Origin of the sequence: Celeribacter ethanolicus, from assembly GCF_001550095.1 — a bacterium.
Classification (GTDB): Bacteria; Pseudomonadota; Alphaproteobacteria; order Rhodobacterales; family Rhodobacteraceae; genus Celeribacter; species Celeribacter ethanolicus.
In genome coordinates this window covers 1-22,535 of record NZ_LRUC01000022.1, presented here as the reverse complement: position 1 = coordinate 22,535, position 22,535 = coordinate 1, and the positions used below count along the sequence as shown (strand labels likewise).

The 22,535-nt window shown below is 60.2% G+C and carries 20 protein-coding genes and 1 tRNA gene; 10 read left to right on the top strand and 11 right to left on the bottom strand.

The window, feature by feature from the left end:
- Positions 1-44: 44 nt before the first annotated feature.
- The 5 genes from pdxH to NH195_RS10450 all read left to right on the top strand — a co-directional run bounded on the left by pdxH (position 45) and on the right by NH195_RS10450 (position 2,676).
- Complete coding sequence (gene pdxH / locus NH195_RS10470) at positions 45-662, top strand: pyridoxamine 5'-phosphate oxidase (protein WP_066706472.1); 618 nt, start codon at positions 45-47, stop codon at positions 660-662.
- A 179-nt stretch (positions 663-841) separates the two neighbouring features.
- Complete coding sequence (locus NH195_RS10465; RefSeq protein WP_066706470.1) at positions 842-1,393, top strand: cold-shock protein; 552 nt, start codon at positions 842-844, stop codon at positions 1,391-1,393.
- Complete coding sequence (locus tag NH195_RS10460; protein ID WP_066706466.1) at positions 1,386-1,880, top strand: DUF192 domain-containing protein; 495 nt, start codon at positions 1,386-1,388, stop codon at positions 1,878-1,880. Before NH195_RS10465 ends, NH195_RS10460 begins: the two co-directional genes overlap by 8 nt.
- Before the next feature lie 59 nt (positions 1,881-1,939).
- Positions 1,940-2,016: transfer RNA gene (locus NH195_RS10455), tRNA-Pro, on the top strand.
- Positions 2,017-2,277: 261 nt separating this feature from the next.
- Positions 2,278-2,676 (top strand): DUF6228 family protein, encoded by a 399-nt coding sequence (locus NH195_RS10450; protein WP_066706457.1) that lies wholly within the window; start codon positions 2,278-2,280, stop codon positions 2,674-2,676.
- Between the two features lie 203 nt (positions 2,677-2,879).
- Here the strand turns inward: NH195_RS10450 and NH195_RS10445 are convergent, their stop codons facing one another.
- The 5 genes from NH195_RS10445 to NH195_RS10425 form a co-directional block, all read right to left on the bottom strand.
- On the bottom strand, positions 2,880-3,872 hold the full coding sequence (locus NH195_RS10445) for an ABC transporter ATP-binding protein (RefSeq protein WP_066706456.1): 993 nt from the start codon (positions 3,870-3,872) through the stop codon (positions 2,880-2,882).
- On the bottom strand, positions 3,869-4,840 hold the full coding sequence (locus tag NH195_RS10440) for an oligopeptide/dipeptide ABC transporter ATP-binding protein (protein WP_066706455.1): 972 nt from the start codon (positions 4,838-4,840) through the stop codon (positions 3,869-3,871). Before NH195_RS10440 ends, NH195_RS10445 begins: the two co-directional genes overlap by 4 nt.
- Before the next feature lies 1 nt (position 4,841).
- A complete protein-coding gene (locus NH195_RS10435) occupies positions 4,842-5,747 on the bottom strand; it encodes an ABC transporter permease (protein ID WP_238379743.1) in 906 nt (301 codons plus the stop codon).
- A gap of 24 nt (positions 5,748-5,771) precedes the next feature.
- Positions 5,772-6,695, bottom strand: a complete 924-nt coding sequence (oppB, locus tag NH195_RS10430; RefSeq protein WP_066706451.1) for an oligopeptide ABC transporter permease OppB — start codon at positions 6,693-6,695, stop codon at positions 5,772-5,774.
- 65 nt (positions 6,696-6,760) lie between these two features.
- Positions 6,761-8,371: a peptide ABC transporter substrate-binding protein gene (locus tag NH195_RS10425; RefSeq protein ID WP_066706449.1), complete on the bottom strand. Its 1,611-nt coding sequence runs from the start codon at positions 8,369-8,371 to the stop codon at positions 6,761-6,763.
- Positions 8,372-8,779: 408 nt separating this feature from the next.
- Here NH195_RS10425 and tsaA point away from each other — a divergent pair, with 408 nt between their 5' ends.
- From tsaA to NH195_RS10410, 3 genes are all read left to right on the top strand, one after another.
- Positions 8,780-9,187, top strand: coding sequence for a tRNA (N6-threonylcarbamoyladenosine(37)-N6)-methyltransferase TrmO (tsaA, locus tag NH195_RS10420; protein WP_066706443.1), 408 nt, complete (start codon positions 8,780-8,782; stop codon positions 9,185-9,187).
- 814 nt (positions 9,188-10,001) lie between these two features.
- Complete coding sequence (locus NH195_RS10415) at positions 10,002-13,697, top strand: vitamin B12-dependent ribonucleotide reductase (RefSeq protein WP_066706439.1); 3,696 nt, start codon at positions 10,002-10,004, stop codon at positions 13,695-13,697.
- A 325-nt stretch (positions 13,698-14,022) separates the two neighbouring features.
- Positions 14,023-14,283 (top strand): hypothetical protein, encoded by a 261-nt coding sequence (locus NH195_RS10410; RefSeq protein ID WP_066706434.1) that lies wholly within the window; start codon positions 14,023-14,025, stop codon positions 14,281-14,283.
- Positions 14,284-14,619: 336 nt separating this feature from the next.
- Here the strand turns inward: NH195_RS10410 and NH195_RS10405 are convergent, their stop codons facing one another.
- Positions 14,620-14,883, bottom strand: coding sequence for a hypothetical protein (locus tag NH195_RS10405; RefSeq protein ID WP_066706430.1), 264 nt, complete (start codon positions 14,881-14,883; stop codon positions 14,620-14,622).
- Between the two features lie 262 nt (positions 14,884-15,145).
- On the opposite strand from NH195_RS10405, the gene NH195_RS10400 reads away from it, so the two are divergent.
- Positions 15,146-15,934, top strand: a complete 789-nt coding sequence (locus NH195_RS10400; RefSeq protein ID WP_066706425.1) for a helix-turn-helix domain-containing protein — start codon at positions 15,146-15,148, stop codon at positions 15,932-15,934.
- A 39-nt stretch (positions 15,935-15,973) separates the two neighbouring features.
- On the opposite strand, the gene ilvN is transcribed toward NH195_RS10400, so the two are convergent.
- The 5 genes from ilvN to NH195_RS10375 form a co-directional block, all read right to left on the bottom strand.
- The gene (ilvN, locus tag NH195_RS10395; protein ID WP_066706422.1) at positions 15,974-16,540 is read right to left on the bottom strand and encodes an acetolactate synthase small subunit; all 567 of its coding nucleotides are present in this window, start codon (positions 16,538-16,540) and stop codon (positions 15,974-15,976) included.
- 122 nt (positions 16,541-16,662) lie between these two features.
- Positions 16,663-18,411 (bottom strand): acetolactate synthase 3 large subunit, encoded by a 1,749-nt coding sequence (locus NH195_RS10390; protein WP_066706558.1) that lies wholly within the window; start codon positions 18,409-18,411, stop codon positions 16,663-16,665.
- 351 nt (positions 18,412-18,762) lie between these two features.
- Positions 18,763-19,746, bottom strand: a complete 984-nt coding sequence (locus tag NH195_RS10385) for an OmpA family protein (RefSeq protein ID WP_066706418.1) — start codon at positions 19,744-19,746, stop codon at positions 18,763-18,765.
- A gap of 134 nt (positions 19,747-19,880) precedes the next feature.
- Positions 19,881-20,357, bottom strand: a complete 477-nt coding sequence (locus tag NH195_RS10380) for a YbjN domain-containing protein (protein WP_066706415.1) — start codon at positions 20,355-20,357, stop codon at positions 19,881-19,883.
- Positions 20,358-20,532: 175 nt separating this feature from the next.
- A complete protein-coding gene (locus NH195_RS10375; RefSeq protein WP_066706411.1) occupies positions 20,533-21,570 on the bottom strand; it encodes a zinc-dependent alcohol dehydrogenase family protein in 1,038 nt (345 codons plus the stop codon).
- A 386-nt stretch (positions 21,571-21,956) separates the two neighbouring features.
- On the opposite strand from NH195_RS10375, the gene NH195_RS10370 reads away from it, so the two are divergent.
- Positions 21,957-22,535 (top strand): IS1182 family transposase (locus NH195_RS10370; protein ID WP_066703577.1); only part of this gene is annotated, 579 nt, incomplete at its 3' end.

Below are 22,535 nucleotides of genomic sequence, written 5' to 3'. Positions count from 1 at the left end.
TCAGACAGGGCGGTCCAATCGGGCTGCAAAGACAGGAGGGCGTCATGGTGTCACACACGGTTCCGCGCAAGGGCATCTTCGCAGGCGACGATCCGTTCGAGATCGCGCGCAAATGGCTCAAAGAAGCCGAGGCCAGGGAGGTCAACGATCCGAATGCCATCGCCATCGCGACGGTGGACCCGGAGGGCCTGCCGAACGTGCGCATGGTGCTGTTGAAGGAGATCGCCGACGACGCGTTCGTCTTCTACACGAATTACGAAAGCGCCAAGGGGCAAGAGATCGAAGCGGCCGGCAAGGCGGCCTTCGTGATGCATTGGAAATCCCTGCGCCGTCAGGTGCGGGTGCGCGGCCTCGTGACGCGTGAAAGCGACGAACATTCCGATGCCTATTACCGCTCGCGTGCTTTGGGCAGCCGGATCGGCGCCTGGGCCAGCCAGCAGTCGCGACCGCTCGAAAGCAAGGCGGCGCTGATGGAGGCGGTGGCGAAAGAAGGGCTCAAGCACGGGCCGAACCCGAAACGTCCCCCCTTCTGGGGCGGGTATCGGATCACGCCGGTGGAAATCGAGTTCTGGGCCGATGGCGAGTTCCGCCTGCACGACCGCTTCCGCTGGCGCCGGGCCGCGCCGGATCAGCCCTGGGACATCTTGCGACTCAATCCGTGAGGAGAAAGCCCAAGATACAGGCTGACGCGGGGGAACCCGTCCGCTTGGTCAAAAAGACAGGCCAGAGGGGGCTTGAACCTTCGGCCCGAATGGCACAGGGTCTGGCAGGGATGAGGGGCTCACGCCCCATGGCTTCGGGCCCTGCCGTTCGGTCGGGGCCCCAGTGAGTAATAGAGAGAATGAACGAGACTGACTTGGGCCAGGTTGTATCGGGCCATGTGAAATGGTTCGATCCGGCACGCGGATTTGGATTTGTGGTCGCCGATGACGGCGGGCCGGATATTTTGTTACACGCCAATGTGCTGCGCAATTTCGGGCAAAGCTCCGTCGCCGATGCGGCGGGCATTCGCCTTGTCGTGCAACGCACCGATCGTGGTGTGCAAGCGGTCGAGGTGCTCGAGATCCTGCCACCGGCCCCGGGCAGCGGCGCGGTGCTGGAAGATCTGGAAGACATCGACGAGAGCAGCCTGAGCCTGCCTCTGGAACCCGCGCGGGTCAAATGGTTCGACAAGGGCAAGGGGTTCGGTTTCGCCAATATCTTCGGCCGACCCGAGGATGTGTTCATCCATATCGAGGTGTTGCGGCGCTCCGGTCTGGCCGATCTGATGCCGGGCGAGGCCGTGGGCCTGCGCGTCATCGAAGGTCGTCGGGGCCGGATGGCGGCGCATGTCACCGCCTGGGATGCAGCGCTGCGCGAGCCCGTGGAAGAGCACATGGAAGATCATGGCTGAGCGGCGTGCGGTCCTGGCCTCTGTGGCGATCGGGGCCGCGCTGCTCGCCTCTGTCTCCGTCGCAGCGGCCCAAAGCACATGCGACCAGACCGAGGTGATCGTGACGGGGGAGGGCACATCCGCGCGCTTTTCCGTCGAGATCGCGGATGACGCTGGCGAGCGGGCGCTCGGTTTGATGAACCGGACCGAGATGGCGCATTCGCATGGCATGCTCTTCGTCTATGAAAAGCCGCAACCTGTGGCCTTCTGGATGGCCAATACGCTGATTCCACTGGATATGATCTTCATCGACCGGCGCGGTGTCGTGACCCGTGTGCATGAAAATGCCGTGCCGCTCGATCGCACGCCCATTCCGGGTGGCGATGCGGTCTTTGCTGTGCTGGAGATCAACGGCGGGCTGGCTTCGGGGCTTGGTATCGAAGCGGGCGATGTGCTGCGTCATCCGGCTTTCGGGCCCGAGGCGGCCGATCCCTGCGCGGAACAATAAGCCCTCTGCAACAAAGCCCTTTTCAACCGCGTCCCGGCACGGTAGGAGAGGCGCACGGTCGGGGCGTGGCGCAGTCTGGTAGCGCACCTGTTTTGGGTACAGGGGGTCGTGAGTTCGAATCTCGCCGCCCCGACCACTTTCCAAATTTTTGTTCGTCGGGGCATGTGGCCTTTGGGGTAAGACGTGCCCTCTGGGAGCCGTTGCATGAAAGACGGCGGGCCGGATTGAGGCCACTTTACAAGTTTTCTACATTGCAGCGAACGTCCGCTAGCTATGCTGCTTGAGGATTGGTTGTACTGGACATTAAGAGCCCAATGCGGACCGATAGCAGTTGAGCGCACACTTGACTATCATCGTTCACCCGATGTTAGCTGACGGCAGTTTCTGAGGTCCTTCTATGTCGATATTTCTGATGAAGTCCACGAGCCCGGGTTCTTCTCTACATTTCTCATACCGGTCACAAGACTATTTTGATGTGACTATCGAAACGCCGAATCTACGCGCGATGAAGAGCGTCTTCGTCTATGACTACACTTCGACCAACGGTTTTGTTGAATATTTTCAGATGTTAGCAGGGCATGCGGGCCCTTGGCTGGGCGAGAAGGTCTGGGAAACGCTAGAGGGAGAACTCAAGCTGGGGGCCACCTGCGATGCTTGGGGCCATGTCCGATACGAGATAGCTTTGAGAGACAGTAACCTCGACTGGTTGGTCCGGTGCAGTCTACTGTTTGATTTGGGGATGCTATCACAACACGCGAGTGATGCTGAAAACTTCATGATGTCGTCGCCGAGTTGATGACCGCTTCGTCCGCAGAGCTGCCTCACCGACTGCGCCGACCTCGGATAAATTCCCTAGGGAAATAGCAAGCTTTCGTCGCCGATCCCAAAGCGCCCCGTGTGCTTTCAAGAAGGAGCCGAATTTCAAACGGCCCCCGGTGTTTCGCGACATAACCCTCGGCGACACAGAAAAGGGCACGCCTCCCGGCATGCCCTTTATGTTTACGCGCTCACCGTCTCGCCCGCAAAGTGGCAGGCTGTGTGGTGGCTGCCGGTCAGGTGATCCGCCGGCACGGTCTCGCAAATGGCCTGCGCTTTCGGGCAGCGGGTGCGGAACACACAACCCTTGGGCGGCGCCATCGGCGAGGGCAGGTCGCCGTCGAGCGGGATCACCTGTTTGGTCTTCTCGATCTTCGGGTCCGGGATCGGTACGGCGGACAAAAGCGCCTGCGTGTAAGGGTGCCGCGGTTCGGCGAAGAGCTCGTCCGAACTGGCCTTTTCCATCATCCGCCCGAGATAGAGCACCATCACCTCGTCCGAGAGGTGTTTCACCACGGAAAGATCATGCGCGATGAAGATGATCGTCAGACCTAGATCGCGGCGCAGCTCTTCCAGAAGTCCGATCACCTGCGCCTGAATCGACACGTCGAGGGCGGAGACCGGTTCGTCGCAGATCAGTAGTTTCGGCTCCACCACCAAAGCGCGGGCGATGCCGATGCGCTGACACTGGCCGCCGGAGAACTCATGCGGGTAGCGGTTGATCTGGTTCGGCAGAAGTCCCACGCGTTCCATCACCGCGCGCACCTTGTCCTTGCGTTCCTTCGCACTCATGCCGGGGCGGTGGGTGCGCAGGGGTTCGGCGATGATGTCGCCCACGGTCATGCGCGGGTTCAGGGACGCCAGAGGGTCCTGAAAGATCATCTGGATTTCGGACCGGTATTTCAGCATCTGACGAGGCGAAAGCGTCAGAAGGTCGGTGCCATCCTGCCAGATCACCTGACCGCTGGCGGGCAGCATGCGGATGAGCGCGCGTGCCAAAGTGGACTTGCCACAGCCGGACTCGCCGACGATGCCAAGCGTCTGTCCCGGTTCCAGCGTGAAACTCACGCCATTGACGGCATGGAGCTGCGCGGGCGGGGTCCAGGGCAGGTCCGAGGGGCGGTGAATGTCGAAGGTGACCCGCACGTCGCGGGCTTCGATCAGGGGACGGCTCATGCGGCGACCTCCTCGATGGAGCGGAAACAGGCGCGGGCGCGGCCTTCGGCGAATTCCATGAGCGCGGGCGTCTCGACCCGGCATCGCTCATCGACCAGAGCGCAGCGCGGCGCAAACGGGCAGCCTTTCGGTGCGCCGGTCATATTGGGCGGGTTGCCCGGAATGGCGCGCAGCGCCTCCTGATCCTCGTCCACCCGCGGGATCGCATCCAGAAGCCCGCGCGTATAGGGATGGGTCGGGGTCTCGAACAGCGGATCGACCGGCGCCTCTTCCATGATCCGCCCGCCATACATCACGATGGCGCGCTCGCAGAAGCCGGCCACGACGCCCAGATCATGGGTGATCAGGATCGTCGCCATGCCGAATTCGCGCTGAAGTTCGGCCAGAAGCTCCATGATCTGCGCCTGCACTGTCACATCGAGCGCGGTGGTCGGCTCGTCGGCGATGAGGATTTCGGGGTGGCACAAAAGCGACATGGCGATCATCACGCGCTGGCGCATGCCGCCGGAAAACTCATGCGGATAAAGCCGCACGCGGTTCCTGGCGTCGGGGATTTTCACCGCGTCGAGCATCGCGACGCTTTCGGTAATGGCGGCGCGTTTCGACAGGCCTTTGTGCAGCATGAGCACCTCCGCCATCTGGTCGGAGATGCGCATATAGGGATTGAGCGAGGTCATCGGGTCCTGAAACACCATCGCGATGCGATTGGCGCGGATCTTGTTCAGTTCGCGTTCGGAGATCGACAAAAGGTCTTTGCCGTCGAACAGAGCCTGCCCGGTGGTATGCCCGTTCTTGGCCAGAAGCCCCAGAAGCGCAAAGTTGAGCTGGCTCTTGCCGGAGCCGGATTCGCCCACGATGCCAAGGGTTTCACCCTTCTCAAGGCTGAAACTCACACCGTTGACGGCATGAATCTCGCCCTCGGGCGTGTCGAAACGAACGGAGAGGTCTTTGACGTCCAGAAGTGCCATGTCAGCGATCCTTCGGGTCCAGAGCGTCCCTGAGCCCGTCGCCGACAAAGAAAAAGCCGAAGAGGGTGAGGACGAAGAAAAGAAGCGGGAAAGCCAGTTGCCAGAGCGTCCCGTAAGCGATGGTGCCGGCGCCTTCGGAGATCAGCGCGCCGAGCGACGTCATCGGTTCCTGAACGCCGAGGCCCAGAAACGAGATGAAGCTTTCGGTCAGGATCATGTTCGGCACCAGAAGGGTGGCGAACACCGTCACCACGCCGATCAGGTTGGGCAGGATATGACGGCGGATGATCACGGGGGCAGGGACGCCGATGGCGCGCGCCGCCTCGATATATTCGCGGCCCTTGAGGGTCAGCGTCTGGCCCCGCACGATCCGGCTCATCTCAAGCCATGAGATCAGGCCGACACCGACGAACAGCATGGTGATCGACCGGCCGTACATCACCAGAAGCAGGATCAGCACGAACATGTAGGGGATCGCGAGCAAAATATCGACGGCGCGCATCATGAAATTGTCGAGCCGCCCGCCGAAATAGCCGGCGGTGGCACCATAGATCGTGCCGACGACCACGGCGATGGCGGAGCCGATGATCCCCACGGCCAAGGAGATCTGTGTGCCCTGCACCGTGCGGGCAAACAGATCGCGGCCCAGATCGTCGGTGCCGAAATAATGCCCGTTGGAGAGCGAGGGCCCGCCTTGCTCGGCAACCATGCCCATGACTGAAAAGTCGATTTCCTCATTCGACCATTGCGCAATGGAATTGCCTAAAAGCGCAAACAGCGACACGAAGACGAGCAGAACCAGCCCGAACATCGCCGCCTTGTTGCGGAAGAACCTGCGCCGTGCATCGGCCCAGAGCGAGCGGCCCGCCACATCCTCGCGCGAGGTGGCTTCGGCCAATGACTTCATTTTCTGACTGTCGATGACCATGGTTCAGTACCGGATTTTCGGGTCGATCCATCCGTAGACGATATCGACGATGAGGTTGAACAGGATGGTGAGCGCGCCGACGAGGATCGTGACCCCCATCATCACCGCGTAGTCGCGGTTCAGTGCGCTGTCGACAAAGGCTTTGCCGATGCCACCCGTCGAGAAATAGATGTCCACGATCACCGAGCCGGTGATCATCGCAACAAAGGCCGGCCCGAGATAGGAGATCACCGGCAGAAGCGCCGGTTTGAGGGCATGGCGCAGGATCACCCGATGTCCCGGAAGGCCTTTGGCCCGCGCCGTGCGGATGTGGTTCGAGTTCAGAACCTCTAACATCGAGGAACGCATGATCCGCGCGATCGAGGCCATGTAGGAGGTCGAAAGCGCGATCACCGGCATGATCCAGAACGACGGGTCGGAAAAGCGCCATCCGCCGCCCGGCAACCAGCCGAGGATCAGGGTGAAGACGATCACGAGGATCGGCGCCATGACGAAGTTCGGCAGCACCTGCGCGCCGATGGAGATGCCGACCGCGAAATAGTCGATGATCGTGTTGTGTTTGACGGCGGCCACGGCGCCGAGCGTCACGCCCGCGAAGACCGCGACGAGGAAGGAAATGCCGCCATAGGTCAGCGTGACCGGAAAGCCCTGCGCGATGATCTCGTTCACGGTGCGATCCTTGTAGACAAAGGACGGGCCGAAATCGAAATGCGCGACGATGCCCCAGATGTAACTGGTGATCTGTTTCCACAGAGGTTGGTCGAGACCGTATTTGGCGTTGAGATTGGCAAGCACCTGCGCGGGCAGCTCGCGTTCCTGCGTGAAGGGGCCGCCGGGGGCCGCATGCATCAGCAGGAATGAGAATATAATCAGCAGGAGCAGCGTCGGAATGGCAATCGCCACACGCTTGAGAATGTAGACAATCATGGATGTGTCCCTATGGGTGGACGCGGGGGAAAAGCCCCCGCATCCTGCCTGTTTTCAAACTGAGATCACTCGGCGACGCGGTACAGGTCACGCCCGTACCAGGTCTGCATCACGTTCTCGGTCGGCAGGCCTTTGATGTCGGATGCGATCATATCGACCTTCGCATAGTGGTAGATCGGAATAAACGGCATTTCCGTCGCAAGAATTTGCTCGGCCTGGGTATAAAGCGGTTGAGGATCGGCCGCCGTCTTGGACTCTTTCATGATCGCATCGTATTCGTCATTAAAGAAGTGACCGTTGTTATGACCGGAATACGAGGTGAAGAAGTCGAGGTAGGTCGAGGCCTCGTTATAGTCGCCACACCAGGCGTAACGCGCCAGATCGAAGTCCTGGTTCTGCATGCGGTCGGTGTGAACTTTCCACTCCATGTTGTTGAGGGTCAGGTTCACGCCGAGAGGCTTGAAGAACTGTTGGGCCGCGATGGCGATTTTCTTGTGGCTGTCATCCGTATTGTAGTTCAGCGTCAGATCGAGCGGGTTCTCCGGCCCATAGCCCGCCTCGGCCAGAAGCTCCTTCGCTTTCGCGGTGCGCTCCTCCTGGGTCCAATGAGAATAATCGATCTCCGGCATGACAAAGCCCGCGGTCGCCCAATGGGTCCAGTTGTAGGAGGCACGCTGGCCGCCCTGAAGGATGTTATCCACCACGATGTCGCGGTTCATCGCATAGGACAGCGCCTTGCGCACGCGCACGTCTTTGAGTGCTTCCGGACCCTTTTCCGACAGGTTCATGTTGTAGATGTAGGAACAGGAATAGGGCAGCGAGGTCGCCTCGTCCGGATATTCCGCTTTCAGGCGGGGGTACTGACCGGCGGGGATTTGCACCCGGTCCAGCTCGCCCGCGAGGTAGCGGGTCAGCGCCTGATTGTTGTCATTGATCGTCAGGCCGGTGAGATGGGTCATCACCGTCTTGTCGGCATCCCAATAGGTGGCGGATTTGTCCATCTCGACGCGTTCGCCAAGGATGTGCTCGGACAGCGTATAGGCGCCGTTCGACACCATGTTCTCCGGTTTGGTCCAGTCGGCACCGAAGGCCTCGATCACGTCCTGACGCACCGGGAAGGTCGAGCCATGCACCAGCATCTGCGGGAAATAGGGCAGCGGCGTCTCGATCGTCACCTCAAGCGTGTGATCGTCGATGGCTTTCACGCCCAGATCGGAGGGCGGCAGCTCGCCCGCGGTGATTTTCGACGCGTTCACCACCTGCATCAGTTCCATGTACCAGGCATATTCCGACGCGGTCGCCGGATCGGCCAGACGCTGCCAGGCGTAGACGAAGTCGCCTGCCGTCACCGGTTTGCCATCGGACCACACCGCTTCGGGGCGCAGGTGGAACGTGTAGGTCAGACCGTCGTCCGACAGATCGTGGCTCAGCGCCACGCCCGGAATGAGATCGCCCTTGGCGTCTTCGTTGTAGAGGCCTTCGAACAGGTTGCGCAGGATGTCGGAGCCTTCGACATCCGTGTTGATCTGCGGATCCATCGACTTGATCGCGTCCAGAAGCCAGAACGTATAGGTCTGGTTCTCGGAGAGCACCGTGCCTTCGGGAATATCGGCGGCAAAGGCCGCGGGCGTGGCGGCAAGGATCGCCAGCGCGGAAAGGGCGGTGGTGAGTTTCATAAAGACCTCCTGGGTACTGTTTATCTTTTCAGTTCTTTTTGCACAGGCGGCGCCAACCGCTTCGGCGGGCGCAGCTAGAATGCATGAAAGGAAATGTATTCAGCCGCAGAAGGCAAGGCTTCGTGAAAAAAGTGACCGTAACGTCAACCATTCCCGCCCCGCAGGTGGCGCTCTGCCCTGTCTTTCGGCAAATGTTCCGGAGTTTTCGGGTGTTACCTTTGCGTTTCTGCTGCGTTTCGGCCTCTTGCGGGGCTACACCGGGCCGGGTCCGAGTCGAAAACCGGCACTGTCGGCGAAGATCTGCCTAGGGGCTGCCCCGCATGCCCCTGCCTGTATCCTTCTGCCTGCGTCCTTTTGTCGGGCGGTCCTGCGCCGTGTTGCGCCTACATCAGGGAAAAGGAGATCCGCATGACCGATACACAGATGACCCTCACCCCCATCGGACGCATCCGCACGCCGTACAAGACGCTCGAAGACTGCCCGAAAGGGCCGGGGCGCGCAGGGCAGGAGGCGCGCATCGAGCTTGACCCCGCCTTCGCGCCCGGTCTCAAGGGGCTCACCGCAACGGAGGTCGATGTGCTCTACTGGTTCGACCGCGCGCCGCGCGATGTGCTGCAATCGGTGCGGCCGCATGACGGGGTGCATTGCGGCGTCTTCGCCATGCGTTCGCCGCATCGTCCGAACCCCATTGCACTGTCTCGGGTGCGGGTGCGCGCCGTCGAGGAGACGGCCCTCGTGGTCGATGGGCTCGACTGTCTCGACGGCACGATTCTGGTCGATCTCAAGCCCGTGCCGGGCGCGATGTTGCAAAAATGATTCGTCACGTTCCGGGCACACGCTCTGGCATGGCTTCTGTGTGACTTTTGCCTTCGAAATTCACCTCAAGGTTGTGTTTTCCGGCTTTTTCCCAGCAAAACCGGGGGCTTTCTGCGCATGCGAAAGGTCGATTTCGACCACTAGATATAGTGTGCTGAGGGATTGGGCACACAGGGCGCGGCGGGCGATTTCTTATCCTCCACAGCCTTGCCGGACTTATCCACAAACACTCGCTTAAATTCTTAACATTTTGCGTGAAACCCATGGGAAACAAAGGAAAAAGAGTTAACGCTGCGAGAGACGAATCGAGACCTCCTGTGGGCAAAATCCGTCAACGAAATTTTGCCCGTAAAAAGGGTAAATTTTGCGTTGACCAGCGGGGCGGAGCCGCTGCACATTGTGTAAGCCGGATGGGACACACACTACATTTAGTTGATCCTGAGCGGCGAGGGACAAGGGTCCCGGGGGACAGATCCGACAAAGGGCCGTGCGGGATCGAGGCGAAGATGCCTTGTTTTCGCGGAAACGGACGGGGTGAAAACGGATATGACCGCGGTGACCGGGGCGACGCACTGAGGCGAATCTCTCTTCGGACCGAACCTGCGCTGCGGGATCGGATCGCAGAGGTTCTGCCTGCAGCCCAAGGCCGTCTTTCGTCGGATCAGACCACAAGATGTAGCAGGGGCCGGAAGGCGGCAGGCGACGGAAAGGGCCAAGGGCCAGGCTCCGGAGCTTGCAGGTCGCAAATGGTGCGGTGTCGGGGACGTCTCTGGGACGGTTCGGGCCGCGGTAACAAGATTTGGTCGGGGCAGACATGAAGATCGAACGCAAGTTTACGACGGCAGGCAAGGACGCATATTCGGAGCTTGAGTTCTCCACGACGAGCTCGGAAATCCGCAACCCGGACGGGACGGTGGTGTTCAAACTCGATGATTGCGAAGTGCCTTCGAAATGGTCGCAGGTCGCCTCCGACGTCATCGCCCAGAAATATTTCCGCAAGGCCGGCGTGCCTGCGGCGCTGAAAAAAGTCCGCGAAAAGGGCGTGCCCTCCTTCCTGTGGCGTTCGGTTCCCGATGAGGACAAGCTGGCGCAGCTTCCCGAAGGCGACCGTTTCGGCGGGGAATCCTCCGCCAAGCAAGTGTTCGACCGTCTGGCGGGCGCCTGGGCCTATTGGGGCTGGAAGGGCGGCTATTTCTCTTCCGAGGACGACGCCCGCGCCTATTACGACGAAATGCGCTTCATGCTCGCCGCCCAGATGGGCGCGCCGAACTCGCCGCAATGGTTCAACACCGGCCTGCATTGGGCTTACGGCATCGACGGTCCGGGGCAGGGGCATTATTACGTGGATCACGCTACCGGCGAGCTGACCCGTTCGGCGTCGGCCTATGAGCATCCGCAGCCGCATGCGTGCTTTATCCAATCCGTCGCCGACGATCTCGTGTCCGATGGCGGCATCATGGATCTTTGGGTCCGCGAAGCGCGCCTGTTCAAATACGGCTCCGGCACCGGCACCAACTTCTCCTCGCTGCGTGCGGCCAATGAATCGCTGTCTGGCGGGGGCAAATCCTCCGGCCTCATGGGCTTTTTGAAAATCGGCGATCGGGCCGCGGGGGCGATCAAATCCGGCGGCACCACGCGCCGCGCGGCCAAGATGGTGATCTGTGACATGGATCACCCGGACATCGAAGAATTCATCAACTGGAAGGTCATCGAAGAGCAGAAAGTGGCGTCCATCGTCGCGGGCTCGAAGATGCATGAACGCCAGCTCAACGCCATCTTCGCCGCGATCCGCGAATGGGACGGCACCGAGGCCGACGCCTTCGATCCGGCGAAAAACACCGCTTTGAAAGCCGCAATCCGTGGCGCGAAACAGGTGGCGATCCCGGAAACCTATGTCAAACGCGTGCTCGATTACGCGAAACAGGGCTATTCCTCGATCGAATTCCCGACCTATGACACCGACTGGGATAGCGAGGCTTACGCATCGGTCTCCGGCCAAAACTCCAACAACTCCGTGCGCGTCACCGATGCCTTCCTCAAGGCTGTGAAAGACGATGCCGAATGGGAGCTTCTGCGCCGCACCGATGGCAAGGTTTCGAAAGTCGTGAACGCCCGCGAGCTTTGGGAGCAGGTCGGTCACGCCGCCTGGGCCTGTGCCGATCCGGGCATCCAGTTCCACGACACGATCAACGCCTGGCACACCTGCCCGGAAGACGGTCAGATCCGCGGCTCCAACCCGTGTTCCGAATATATGTTCCTCGACGACACGGCTTGTAACCTTGCCTCGATGAACCTGCTGACCTTCCTCAAGGATGGCGAGTTCGACGCGGAAAGCTATATGCATGCGACCCGCATCTGGACGCTGACGCTTGAGATTTCCGTCATGATGGCGCAGTTCCCGTCCAAGGAAATCGCGCAATTGTCCTATGATTTCCGCACCTTGGGTTTGGGCTATGCCAATATCGGCGGGCTGTTGATGAACATGGGGCTGGGCTACGATAGCGACGAGGGCCGCGCCTTGGCCGGTGCCCTGACCGCGATCATGACCGGCGTTTCCTATGCGACTTCCGCCGAGATCGCGGGCGAGCTGGGCACTTTCTCGGGCTATCAGCGCAACGCCGAGCACATGCTTCGCGTCATCCGCAATCACCGCACCGCCGCCTATGGCAAGACCACGGGCTACGAAGGTCTCGCGGTCAAACCGGTTGCTTTGGATCACGCCAATTGCCCGGACGCGCATCTTGTGGAACTCGCGAAATCCGCTTGGGACGAGGCGTTGAGCCTTGGCGAGAAAAACGGCTATCGCAACGCGCAGGTTTCCGTGATTGCGCCCACCGGCACCATCGGTCTGGTGATGGATTGCGACACCACCGGGATCGAACCGGATTTTGCACTGGTGAAATTCAAGAAACTCGCGGGCGGTGGCTATTTTAAAATCATCAACCGTTCCGTGCCGGCCGCTCTGGAAAAGCTGGGCTATAGCTCCAGCCAGATCGAGGAAATCGTGTCCTACGCCGTGGGTCATGGCACCATCGGCAATGCGCCGGGGATCAACCACACGGCGCTGATCGGCCACGGCTTCGGTCAGGCCCAGATCGACAAGATCGAAGCGGCGCTGCCCTCGGCCTTCGACATCCGCTTCGTCTTCAACCAGTGGACGCTGGGCGAAGAGTTCTGCACCGGCACGCTCGGCATCCCGAAGGACAAGCTGAACGACCCGTCCTTCGACCTGCTGCGCTCGCTCGGCTTCACCAAGAAGGACATCGACGCCGCCAATGACCACGTTTGCGGCACGATGACCCTCGAAGGTGCGCCTTTCCTCAAGGAAGAGCATTACCACGTCTTCGATTGCGCCAATGCCTGCGGCAAGAAGGGCAAACGCTACCTCTCCGTCGAAAGCCATATCACCATGATGGCGGCGGCGCAGAGCTTCATCTCCGGCGCGATCTCCAAGACGATCAACATGCCGAACGATGCGACGATCGAGGATTGCCTCGCGGCTTATGAGCTGTCCTGGTCGCTGGGCACCAAGGCCAATGCGCTCTACCGCGACGGCTCGAAACTGTCGCAGCCGCTCGCGACCGCGCTGATCGAGGATGACGAAGAGGCCGAGGACATCCTCGCCACCGGCTCCGCACAGGAAAAAGCCGCAGTTCTGGCCGAGAAGATTGTCGAGAAGCTGGTGATCAAGGAAGTGGCGCGGGGGCGGGAGAAGCTTCCCAGCCGTCGCAAGGGCTACACCCAGAAATCCATCGTCGGCGGGCATAAGGTCTACCTGCGCACCGGCGAATACGAAGACGGCTCTCTGGGCGAGATCTTCATCGACATGCACAAGGAGGGTGCCGGCTTCCGGGCGATGATGAACAACTTCGCCATCGCGGTCTCCGTGGGTCTCCAGTACGGCGTGCCGCTTGAGGAATTCGTCGATGCCTTCACCTTCACCAAATTTGAGCCTGCGGGCATGGTGCAGGGCAACGACAGCATCAAGAACGCCACCTCGATCCTCGACTATATCTTCCGCGAACTGGCCGTGTCTTACCTCGACCGCACCGATCTGGCCCATGTCAAACCGCAGGGCGCAAGCTTTGACGATCTGGGACGGGGCGAGGAAGAGGGCGTCTCCAACGTCAAGGACATTTCGGAGAATGCGGCCTCCAAGTCTTTGGAAGTGCTGAAACATATCTCCTCCACCGGCTATCTGCGCAAACGCGTGCCGCAAGAGCTGATGGTGCTTCAGGGCGGCATGCACACCGGCGCCACCGCGCTGACCGGATCCGTCGATCCGCAGGTCGCGCTCCAGACACTGGTGCCGGAAACCAAGGCCGCCGCGAAACCGACGACGGCCGACACGGCGCTGTCCACTGGAACGGTCTCCATGGATGCGCGGACCAAGGCCAAGATGCAGGGCTACGAAGGCGAGGCCTGCGGCGAATGCGGCAACTACACGCTGGTGCGCAACGGCACCTGCATGAAATGCAACACCTGTGGCGGCACTTCGGGCTGTTCGTAAGGAGAGATGAATGCTTTGTGAGGACATCTCTTGGGAAAGTGGAGTGTTGTGTTGGCCAAATGGTTATCAGAGAGAAGTTCACTTTGAACTTGCTAGAAAAGAGAGCGAAGGGCGTTGGAGTAGAAGGGCGTGGCTGGTTTTCGATAAGGATCAGATACCTTCCTCAAAACCGCAATTTGTTCCGGATGCCGGATCGCCAAAGTTGGTATGCGACGTTTGGAATGAGCCGTGCGGACAAGACGGAAAAGTCGCGCTCAAACTGTATGTCGCATAGCTCTATGGCATGTCGCGCCATCGCATCTTTAGAAGGACTAGGTAGCAGACAATGAACCTCGTTTTCGACATCGCCGGTCAACTCTGCGCGGCAGATCGCGTGACCATGCGCGGCAACACGCTTGAGGCCGAGTTCGACCGCAACGTGATGGGCGCGCTGGCCGATGCCTATCAGGGCGCGCGGGTGGTCTCCGTCCTGGGCGTGCCGTCGCTTTCGGTGACCTATTCGGTGCAGGACTACCGCGACACGGGCGAGGCGGGCTGCAAGGCGGTGTTCTCCGTCAACAGCTCGGCGGGGCGTGTGTTGCACTGAGAAAAGAATACGTTTCGCCCTTTGGGGCGAAACGGGGTGGGGCATTTCCAGTCGACCCGGAAAGCCCCGAGTGAAGGGTCTGAATGACACCTTTCCGGCGTGGGTGCGCTCACGCCAGACGCGGATCGGGCCGCAGGCATAAAATCTACCGGGCGGTATCAACATGAGCCCGATCAGCGAACCTCAGGGGGGTCTTCGGACCTCCCTTTTTTCTTTTCGGACGTGGAACGACTGCAACTTTGTGCGGCAACAGCTTCTCATTGTGACAGTCCTGCGGACCGACGTCCTGCCTCCTTGCGCCCTGTCGTGACAGCCCTTAGGACTGCGCGGAAGCACTCAAGCGGCAGGTTTCGCTGCGAAATTGCGCAGGGCTTCGGCCAGTTCCGGCGCGGCAAAGCGTTGAATGGGGCGCAATCGGGTGCAGATTCTGATGCCGTTTTCCATATGTGCTTCGCACTGTACCATGGTGCCCGCCTCGGGCATGTTGAAGGAACCAAGAAGCGTTTCGGGGCCGGTGGCATAGGCGAGATCGCCGTGGTCGCTGCACCAAATCACCGCTTTATGGGTTTTTGGATCGGCCCAAAGTACTATTCCATCCATTCCAATGACTCTTGTGAATGTTATCCGTTTGAGCATCTGTTTTTACCATGAGCATAAAGCGCATAATATTCAGATTTATGTATCATCTCGGAACTAAAATGACGCTGTTCGGCGTCATTTTTTCCAAAAATCCAGTAAATTGGCGCAAATCAGTATCAATATTCTCCGCGATGGCGCATAATTTTTCAGAAGATTGGGTAAGCCCCGGTTTCGGTTTCAGGTCACTTGACCTGCATGTGGGGTGTTTGACTGAGGAGTAGCGGTGCGCGCAGAAGACCTGTCACCCGCGCAGTTGCGCCATGTGTTCGGCTCGAATTTGCGCAGCCTGTCGGCCAGCGCGCGGTCGATTTCGGCGCTTTGTGTCGAACTTGGCATCAACCGGACGCAATACAATCGCTACCTGAACGGCGAGGCCTTTCCCCGCCCGGATGTGCTCTATCGGATCTGTAGCCATTTCGACGTCGACGCGCGGATTCTGCTCGAACCGCTGGAGACGATCCAGCGCGCCAGCCGGGTAGGGGCGATCGGTGAAATCTCCCGGCTGCTCTCCGATCTCGACATGCTCGACATCCCGCAACAGGCCCTTCCCGAAGGCGCCTATCTGCATTACCGCGTGTCCTATTTCGTCCCCACGGAGATCAGCTGCACCCTCGTGGGGTTTCAGCGCGACAGCCATGGTGTGATGCGCCTGAGGGGCTATATGCCCTATGCCTCAAGCGACCGGATCGGACTGCCGCGCGCCGCCGCCGCCCGGCGGTTTCGCGGTGTGGCGTTTCGTCAGTTGATGGGGTTTTCCTTCATTCTGTCGATGGAGCGCACGCCGCTCATGGTGTTGGGCGGCTTCGAACCGAGCTATCTCGGACAGGAAAATTTCTATTTCGGAAGTTCGGTTTCGACCCAGGACGTGCTTTCCCCGGCGCCCATCCTGTTGCAGCGACTGGAGCCGGGCGTCGCCGCGATGATCGCTGTCCGGGGCAAGATCGGCATCCACCCCAGGGCGCATTATTCGCCGCTGATCCGGGGCTATTTCGACAAACATCAGCCGGCATGAAAAAAGGGCCCCTTGGGGCCCTTTCGTGCAGATCGGCGTTCAGGCCTTGCCACCCCGCGCCAGAGCCGCGACCCCGGTCCGCGCGGTTTCCACCAGACCCAGCGGGCGCATCAGCTCGGCGAAGGCGTCGATCTTCTCGGACGTACCGGTCATCTCGAAGACAAAGCTTTCCAGCGTGCTGTCCACCACATTGGCGCGGAAAATCTCGGCGAGGCGCAGCGCTTCGATCCGGTTGTTGCCCGTGCCTTCGACCTTGAACAGCGCCAGTTCGCGCTCAATGGACGGGCCTTCGACGGTCAGGTCATGCACCTCGTGCACAGGAACGATCCGGCCCACCTGCGCCTTGATCTGTTCGATCACATCGCGCGTGCCGGTGGTCACCACCGTGATGCGCGAACGATGCCCTTCGTGATCGACCTCGGCCACGGTCAGGCTTTCGATGTTGTAGCCCCGGCCGGAGAACAACCCGATGACACGGGCCAGAACACCCGCCTCGTTGTCGACCAGAACGGCGAGCGTGTGTTTTTCGATGACTTCGGCGTGGTAGTCGCGAAGGTCATAGGCGGAATGGCTCGAGGAGCCGTGTTGGATACGTAGGGCGGACATGCTTTTCTCCCTTAATCCACGCGGTGCGTGGCGAATATCTTTACGCCGGGATTATCCGGCCAGACCCCAGGTCGCGACCAGCGCGGCCAGAGCCCGGCGGATGAGTTTCCCGACCCGTTTCATCAGACCAGAACCGCCCCGTCGGACTTGATCGCCCCTTCGACCGAGGCCTCGCCCAACAGCATCTCGTTGTGCGGTTTGCCCGATGGGATCATCGGGAAGCAGTTCTCATGCTTCTCGACGAGGCAGTCGAAGATCACCGGACCGTCGTATTTGATCATCTCCATGATCGCATCATCGAGGTCTTTCGGGTCCGAACACTGAATGCCCTTGGCGCCAAAAGCTTCGGCCAGCTTCACGAAATCCGGCAGGCTTTCCGACCAGCTCGACGAATAGCGCTCACCGTGCAGCAATTGCTGCCACTGGCGCACCATGCCGAGGCGTTCGTTGTTCAGGATGAACTGTTTCACCGGCAGGCGATATTGCATCGCCGTGCCCATTTCCTGCATGTTCATCAACCACGAGGCCTCACCCGCGACGTTGATCACAAGGCTCTGCGGGTGTGCCATCTGCACCCCGATTGAGGCCGGGAAGCCATAGCCCATGGTGCCCAGACCCCCGGAGGTCATCCAGCGGTTCGGGTCTTCAAAGCCCAGGAATTGCGCCGCCCACATCTGGTGCTGGCCCACTTCGGTGGTGACATAGCGATCCATGCCCTTGGTCAGCGCTTCGAGGCGCTCCAGCGCATATTGCGGTTTGATCACCGTCTCGGAATTCTTGTAGGTCAGGCAACGGACCTCTTTCCATTCCTCGATCTGCGCCCACCAGGCGGAGAGATCCGCCTTTTTGCGCCCGCGCGATTTCCAGACTTTCAGAACGTCTTCCAGCACATGGCCGACATCGCCGATCACCGGCAGGTCGACATGGATGATCTTGTTGATCGAGCTCGGGTCGATGTCGACATGGATTTTCTTGGAATTCGGCGAGAAATCCTGAATCCGTCCGGTGATCCGGTCGTCGAACCGCGCGCCGATGTTGATCATCAGATCGCAGCCGTGCATCGCCATATTGGCCTCGTAGAGACCATGCATGCCGAGCATCCCGAGCCAGCCTTTGCCCGAGGCGGGGTAGGCGCCCAGACCCATCAGAGTCGAGGTGATCGGGAAGCCGGTGGCATCGACCAGTTCGCGCAGCAGTTGCGACGCGCCGGGGCCGGAGTTGATCACACCGCCGCCGGTGTAGAACACCGGACGCTCCGCCTTCTCGATCAGCGCAACGATGTCGTTGATCTCCTCGATGGAGGCTTTCAGTCGCGGCTTGTAATGGCCCATCTTAACCTTGGCTGGCGGCGTGTATTCGCCATCGGCGAACTGCACATCCTTCGGCAGGTCGACGAGAACCGGGCCGGGGCGGCCGGAGGTGGCGACATGGAACGCCTGATGCAGGGTCTCCGACAGCTTGTCGGTGTCTTTCACCAGCCAGTTGTGTTTCGTGCAGGGGCGGGTGATGCCAACCGTGTCGGCCTCCTGAAACCCGTCGGTGCCGATCATGAAGGTCGGAACCTGACCTGAGAGCACGACGATCGGAATGCTGTCCATCAGCGCGTCCGTCAGCCCGGTGACCGCATTGGTCGCGCCGGGGCCGGAGGTCACCAGAGCGACGCCGACCTTGCCGGTTGAACGGGCATAGCCCTCGGCGGCATGAACCGCGGCCTGCTCGTGACGCACCAGAACGTGCTTGATGTCGTTCTGCTGGAAAATCTCGTCGTAGATCGGAAGGACAGCGCCCCCCGGGTAGCCAAATACCGTGTCCACACCCTGATCCTTCAGGGCCTGAACCACCATTTTCGCTCCGGTCATCTGACGTGTCATGTTGTTCTCCGTCTGCACATCGTCACTTTGTTTTTTGCAATAAAAAAGCCCCCGGTGTTCAATCGGGGGCGCATGGGTTCCATTATGGTCAACCGTCACCGGCCCATGCGCGTTTTCCCTACGAGTACAAGAATGCCAGACATGGCGGTTCCTTTTGAGGCTTTTACCCTTCCGGGCGCTTCATTGCGTGGGCCGGACATTAGGACTCGGTTGATCAGGCGTCAACCGCAAAACACCCGGTCGTATGAATAAAATGTCGCAGCGCGGCATGTGTGCGAAATAATGTTAAAAAGGCTGACCTATTTTGCCTCCGCCCCGGGGCTCCAGACCCGCCGGGGCAAAGGCGACGTTTCAGTCCTGCACGACCAGTTCCACGCGCCGGTTCTTGGCACGGCCTGCCTCGCTTGTATTGCTGGTGACCGGAGCGACGGGACCGACGCCGTAAGGGGTCAGACGTTCTCCCGCGATGCCGTACTGCGCGGTCAGGGATGTGGTGACCGCCCTGGCGCGCGCCTCGCTCAGGTCACGGTTGTAGCTCAACGTACCTTTGCTGTCGGTGTGGCCGACGACATAGAAGCTCTTGTCGGGATGTGCATTGAGATAGCGCGCAATGACATCGAGCGCCGGTGCCGAAGCGGCGGTCAGCGTCGCCTTGTCGAAGTCAAAGAACAGTCCGTCGAGCACCACATGCCCGTCCTTTTCGATGTCGTCCGTCAGGCCCTCGAGGTTGATGCTGATCCGTTCGTCATTCAACTCCTCGGTCTGGCTGATGTCGAGCACGATGCTGGCCGGGAAATTCATCGCCGTGTGCTGCGCCACCAAAAGCGAGATGATATAGGTGCCGTCCTCGGCCTCTCCGGTGCCGGACCAGTAGTAGTAGCTGTGCCGATCGCCATGCCGGTTTGGAGCGCCGAGATAGGGATTTTGCCCATGACGTTGCGGATCGCCATACCAGTAGAGTTGGCGTACGAAGCGGTCGCCACATTCGGCGTCGGATTTGCAGGTGAACACCGGCTCGAACCCGGCGTTGTCAAAGGCTTTCTCGAAGTTGCGGAAGATCGCCAGCGCCGACAGAGAGCTGTCTTGTGCGCGGTAGGTCAAGGTGGTCGATTTGCCTTCGAAGCGCTCCACCGGCGGAAGCTCCTGGCCCGGTCTGAGCGGACCGGTTGCAATCATGAATTCCTGAAAATCGGCAGTATGATAGCCAACGATGTCCGTGCCGGGCATGCGGGAGATCAGCGGGTGATCCGCGGCACCTTTGATGTCGTTCTGGGCCACGAGGGGCTGGGCGAGGCAAAGACAAAGCGCGGTGGCGCTGCAAATACGTTTCAACATGAAATGTCCTTGTGGGAGTGGAAAGTGCCGCCGACTGTCACAGACAGGACAAAGGCCATCATCCGGCCTGAAGGCCGTTGTGAAGCGGGCGGGCGTCGGGTGCGTGGCGAGCTGCCGACGCACCCGGCGATGTTTTATTCGAAATGCTCTTCCGCCTGCTCCAGGATCACCCGCCACCAGTCGAACGTGTCGTCCAGAGCCTCGCGGGTGATGCCGCCCTTGAAGGCGAAGGAATAGTTGATCTCCAGATCGCCGTCGCCATCGACCGAGGCTTTGCCGAAGCGATAGCCGTTGTTGTAATCGTTGATCGTCTCGGCGTCGGTCGAATAATCCGCGCCGTCGAAATAGGCCACGAAGGTGCCGTTGTTGCAGTCCCTGTGTTCCTCGCAGCCGTAGAAATACAGCGTGTAGGGCACGCCGCTGATCCGGCCGCGGAACATCGGGTCGTCCTCGCCATCCGTGTCGCGTTCGACCGAACCGAAGCCGCTGAGAAGCTCTTCGAACGTGTCGAGATCGTCGAAAGTGAGGACGGAGGTCTCCGCCCAAGCGGGCAGGGTGGTGAGGGTCATGAGGGCGCCGAAAGTGGCGGAGAGAGCTGTGGAACGCAGCATGTCGGGTCCTTTCCGTTGCGGGGCCGGGCCCCGGTCATCCGTGTTGCGGCGAGTGTGACCGCTCCGATGTCCCGGGGGCAAGGGGTAAAGACAGGTAAATTTTCCCAATTGGATTAAAATAAAAACCGCCGGAGCCTTGCGGTTCCGGCGGTTCTGTTTTGCGTGTCGCTGTGGATCAGGCGGTGAGGATGATCTTCATCGCCTTCTCGCGTGCCGCATTGCCGAAGATTTCATAGGCGTCCATGATCTCGTCGAGCTTGAGCCGATGGGTCACAAGCTTCGCCGGATCGACCTTGCCCGAACCGAGTGTCTTGAGCAGCATCGGCGTGGTGTTGGTGCTCACCAGACCCATGGAGATGTTGATGTTCTTGATCCAGAGCTCCTCGATATGCAGCTCCACGGGTTTGCCATGCACGCCGACGTTGGCGATCGAGCCGCCAGCGGAGACGATCTTCTGACAGGTGTCGAAGGTGGCGGGCACGCCCACCGCCTCGATCGCCACATCGACGCCGAGACCCCCGGTCATCTTCATGATTTCCTCGACCACATCGACCGAGCCGACCTGAAGCGTATCGGTGGCACCGAATTGTTTGGCAAGCTCAAGCCGCGCCGGGTCCATGTCGATCATGATAAGCTTGCCCGGCGAATAGAATTGCGCGGTCAGAAGCACGGACATGCCCACAGGCCCCGCGCCGACGATGGCCACGGTGTCGCCCGGTTTCACGCGACCGTATTGCACACCGATCTCAAGCCCCGTCGGCATGATGTCGGAAAGCATCACCAGCGCCTCCTCATCGGCCCCTTCCGGGATCGGGTAGAGCGAGTTGTCGCCATGTGGGATACGCACGTATTCGGCCTGGGTGCCGTCGATCAGGTGGCCGAGAATCCAGCCGCCGTCATCGCAATGGGCATAGAGCTGACGCTTGCAATTGGCGCATTTGCCACAGGAGGTGACGCAGGAGATCAGCACCGGATCGCCCGGTTTGAAATTGGCGACAGCATCGCCCACGGCCTCGACGATGCCCACACCTTCGTGGCCCAGCGTCCGGCCCGGGGTGACGGCGGGCACATCGCCCTTGAGAATGTGCAGATCGGTGCCGCAGATCGTGGTTTTGGTGACCTTGACGATCACGTCGGTGGGTTTCTCGATGCCGGGTTTGTCTTTTTCGATCCAGTCCTTTTGACCGGGACCCTGATAGACGAGCGCTTTCATCGCGTGTCTCCTCCTGAAACTTGTGTTTTTAGGTGAGGCGAGGGTGGGCCTCGCGTCATGACCGGAACCTAATGATCCCGAAGAGAGAGGGTAGACCGCCGCATACCGAAGCCCGATCCGGAGCGGAAATTCCGGTTCGAAACCGGAAACAAACCACGCCGCAGCGCCGCATTCGGGGTTGTAGGATGTGTGATATTATATCATTTTATGCGTTTGTACCGATACAGATACGACAGGCTTGTTTCGTATGTATATAGCTCGTCTTTTACCCAAATCGTGCACTGGGCGTTGAAAGGCCGCTATCCGGATATTTTGTTGAAAAACTCGTGCTTGATCGGTGTGTGATCTGCTGTTTCAATTCTTCCAACGGACGGGAGGATTGACCGATGATGGGTCCGAGGCAGGAAGCGCAGGCATCGCTGTTTTACGAGTTCTCGCTTGAGGATCACGTCCCTCAGGATCATTTGCTGCGGTCGATTGATCGGTTCGTCGACTTGGGCAGCATCCGTGCTCATCTTGCTGAGTTCTACAGCCGCACGGGCCGGCCTTCCGTTGACCCCGAGCTGCTGATCCGGATGCTTCTGGTCGGCTATTGTTTCGGCATCCGGTCGGAGCGGCGGCTCTGCGAAGAGGTGCATCTGAACCTCGCCTATCGCTGGTTCTGCCGCCTCGATCTGAACGACCGGGTGCCTGATCATTCGACGTTTTCGAAGAACCGGCACGGTCGTTTCCGCGAGAGCGAGCTGCTGCGCCATCTATTTGAGACAACGGTGGCGCGCTGCATCGAAGAAGGCCTGGCGAGTGGCCAGCGCATGGCGGTGGATGCCAGCCTGATTGAGGCAGATGCGAACAAACAGAACTCGACGTCAAAGGAAGACTGGGATGCTTCAACCATCGAGCCCGCTGATGCGCCTCGTGCCGTACGCGAGTATCTCGACACCCTTGATGAGGCTGCATTTGGCGCA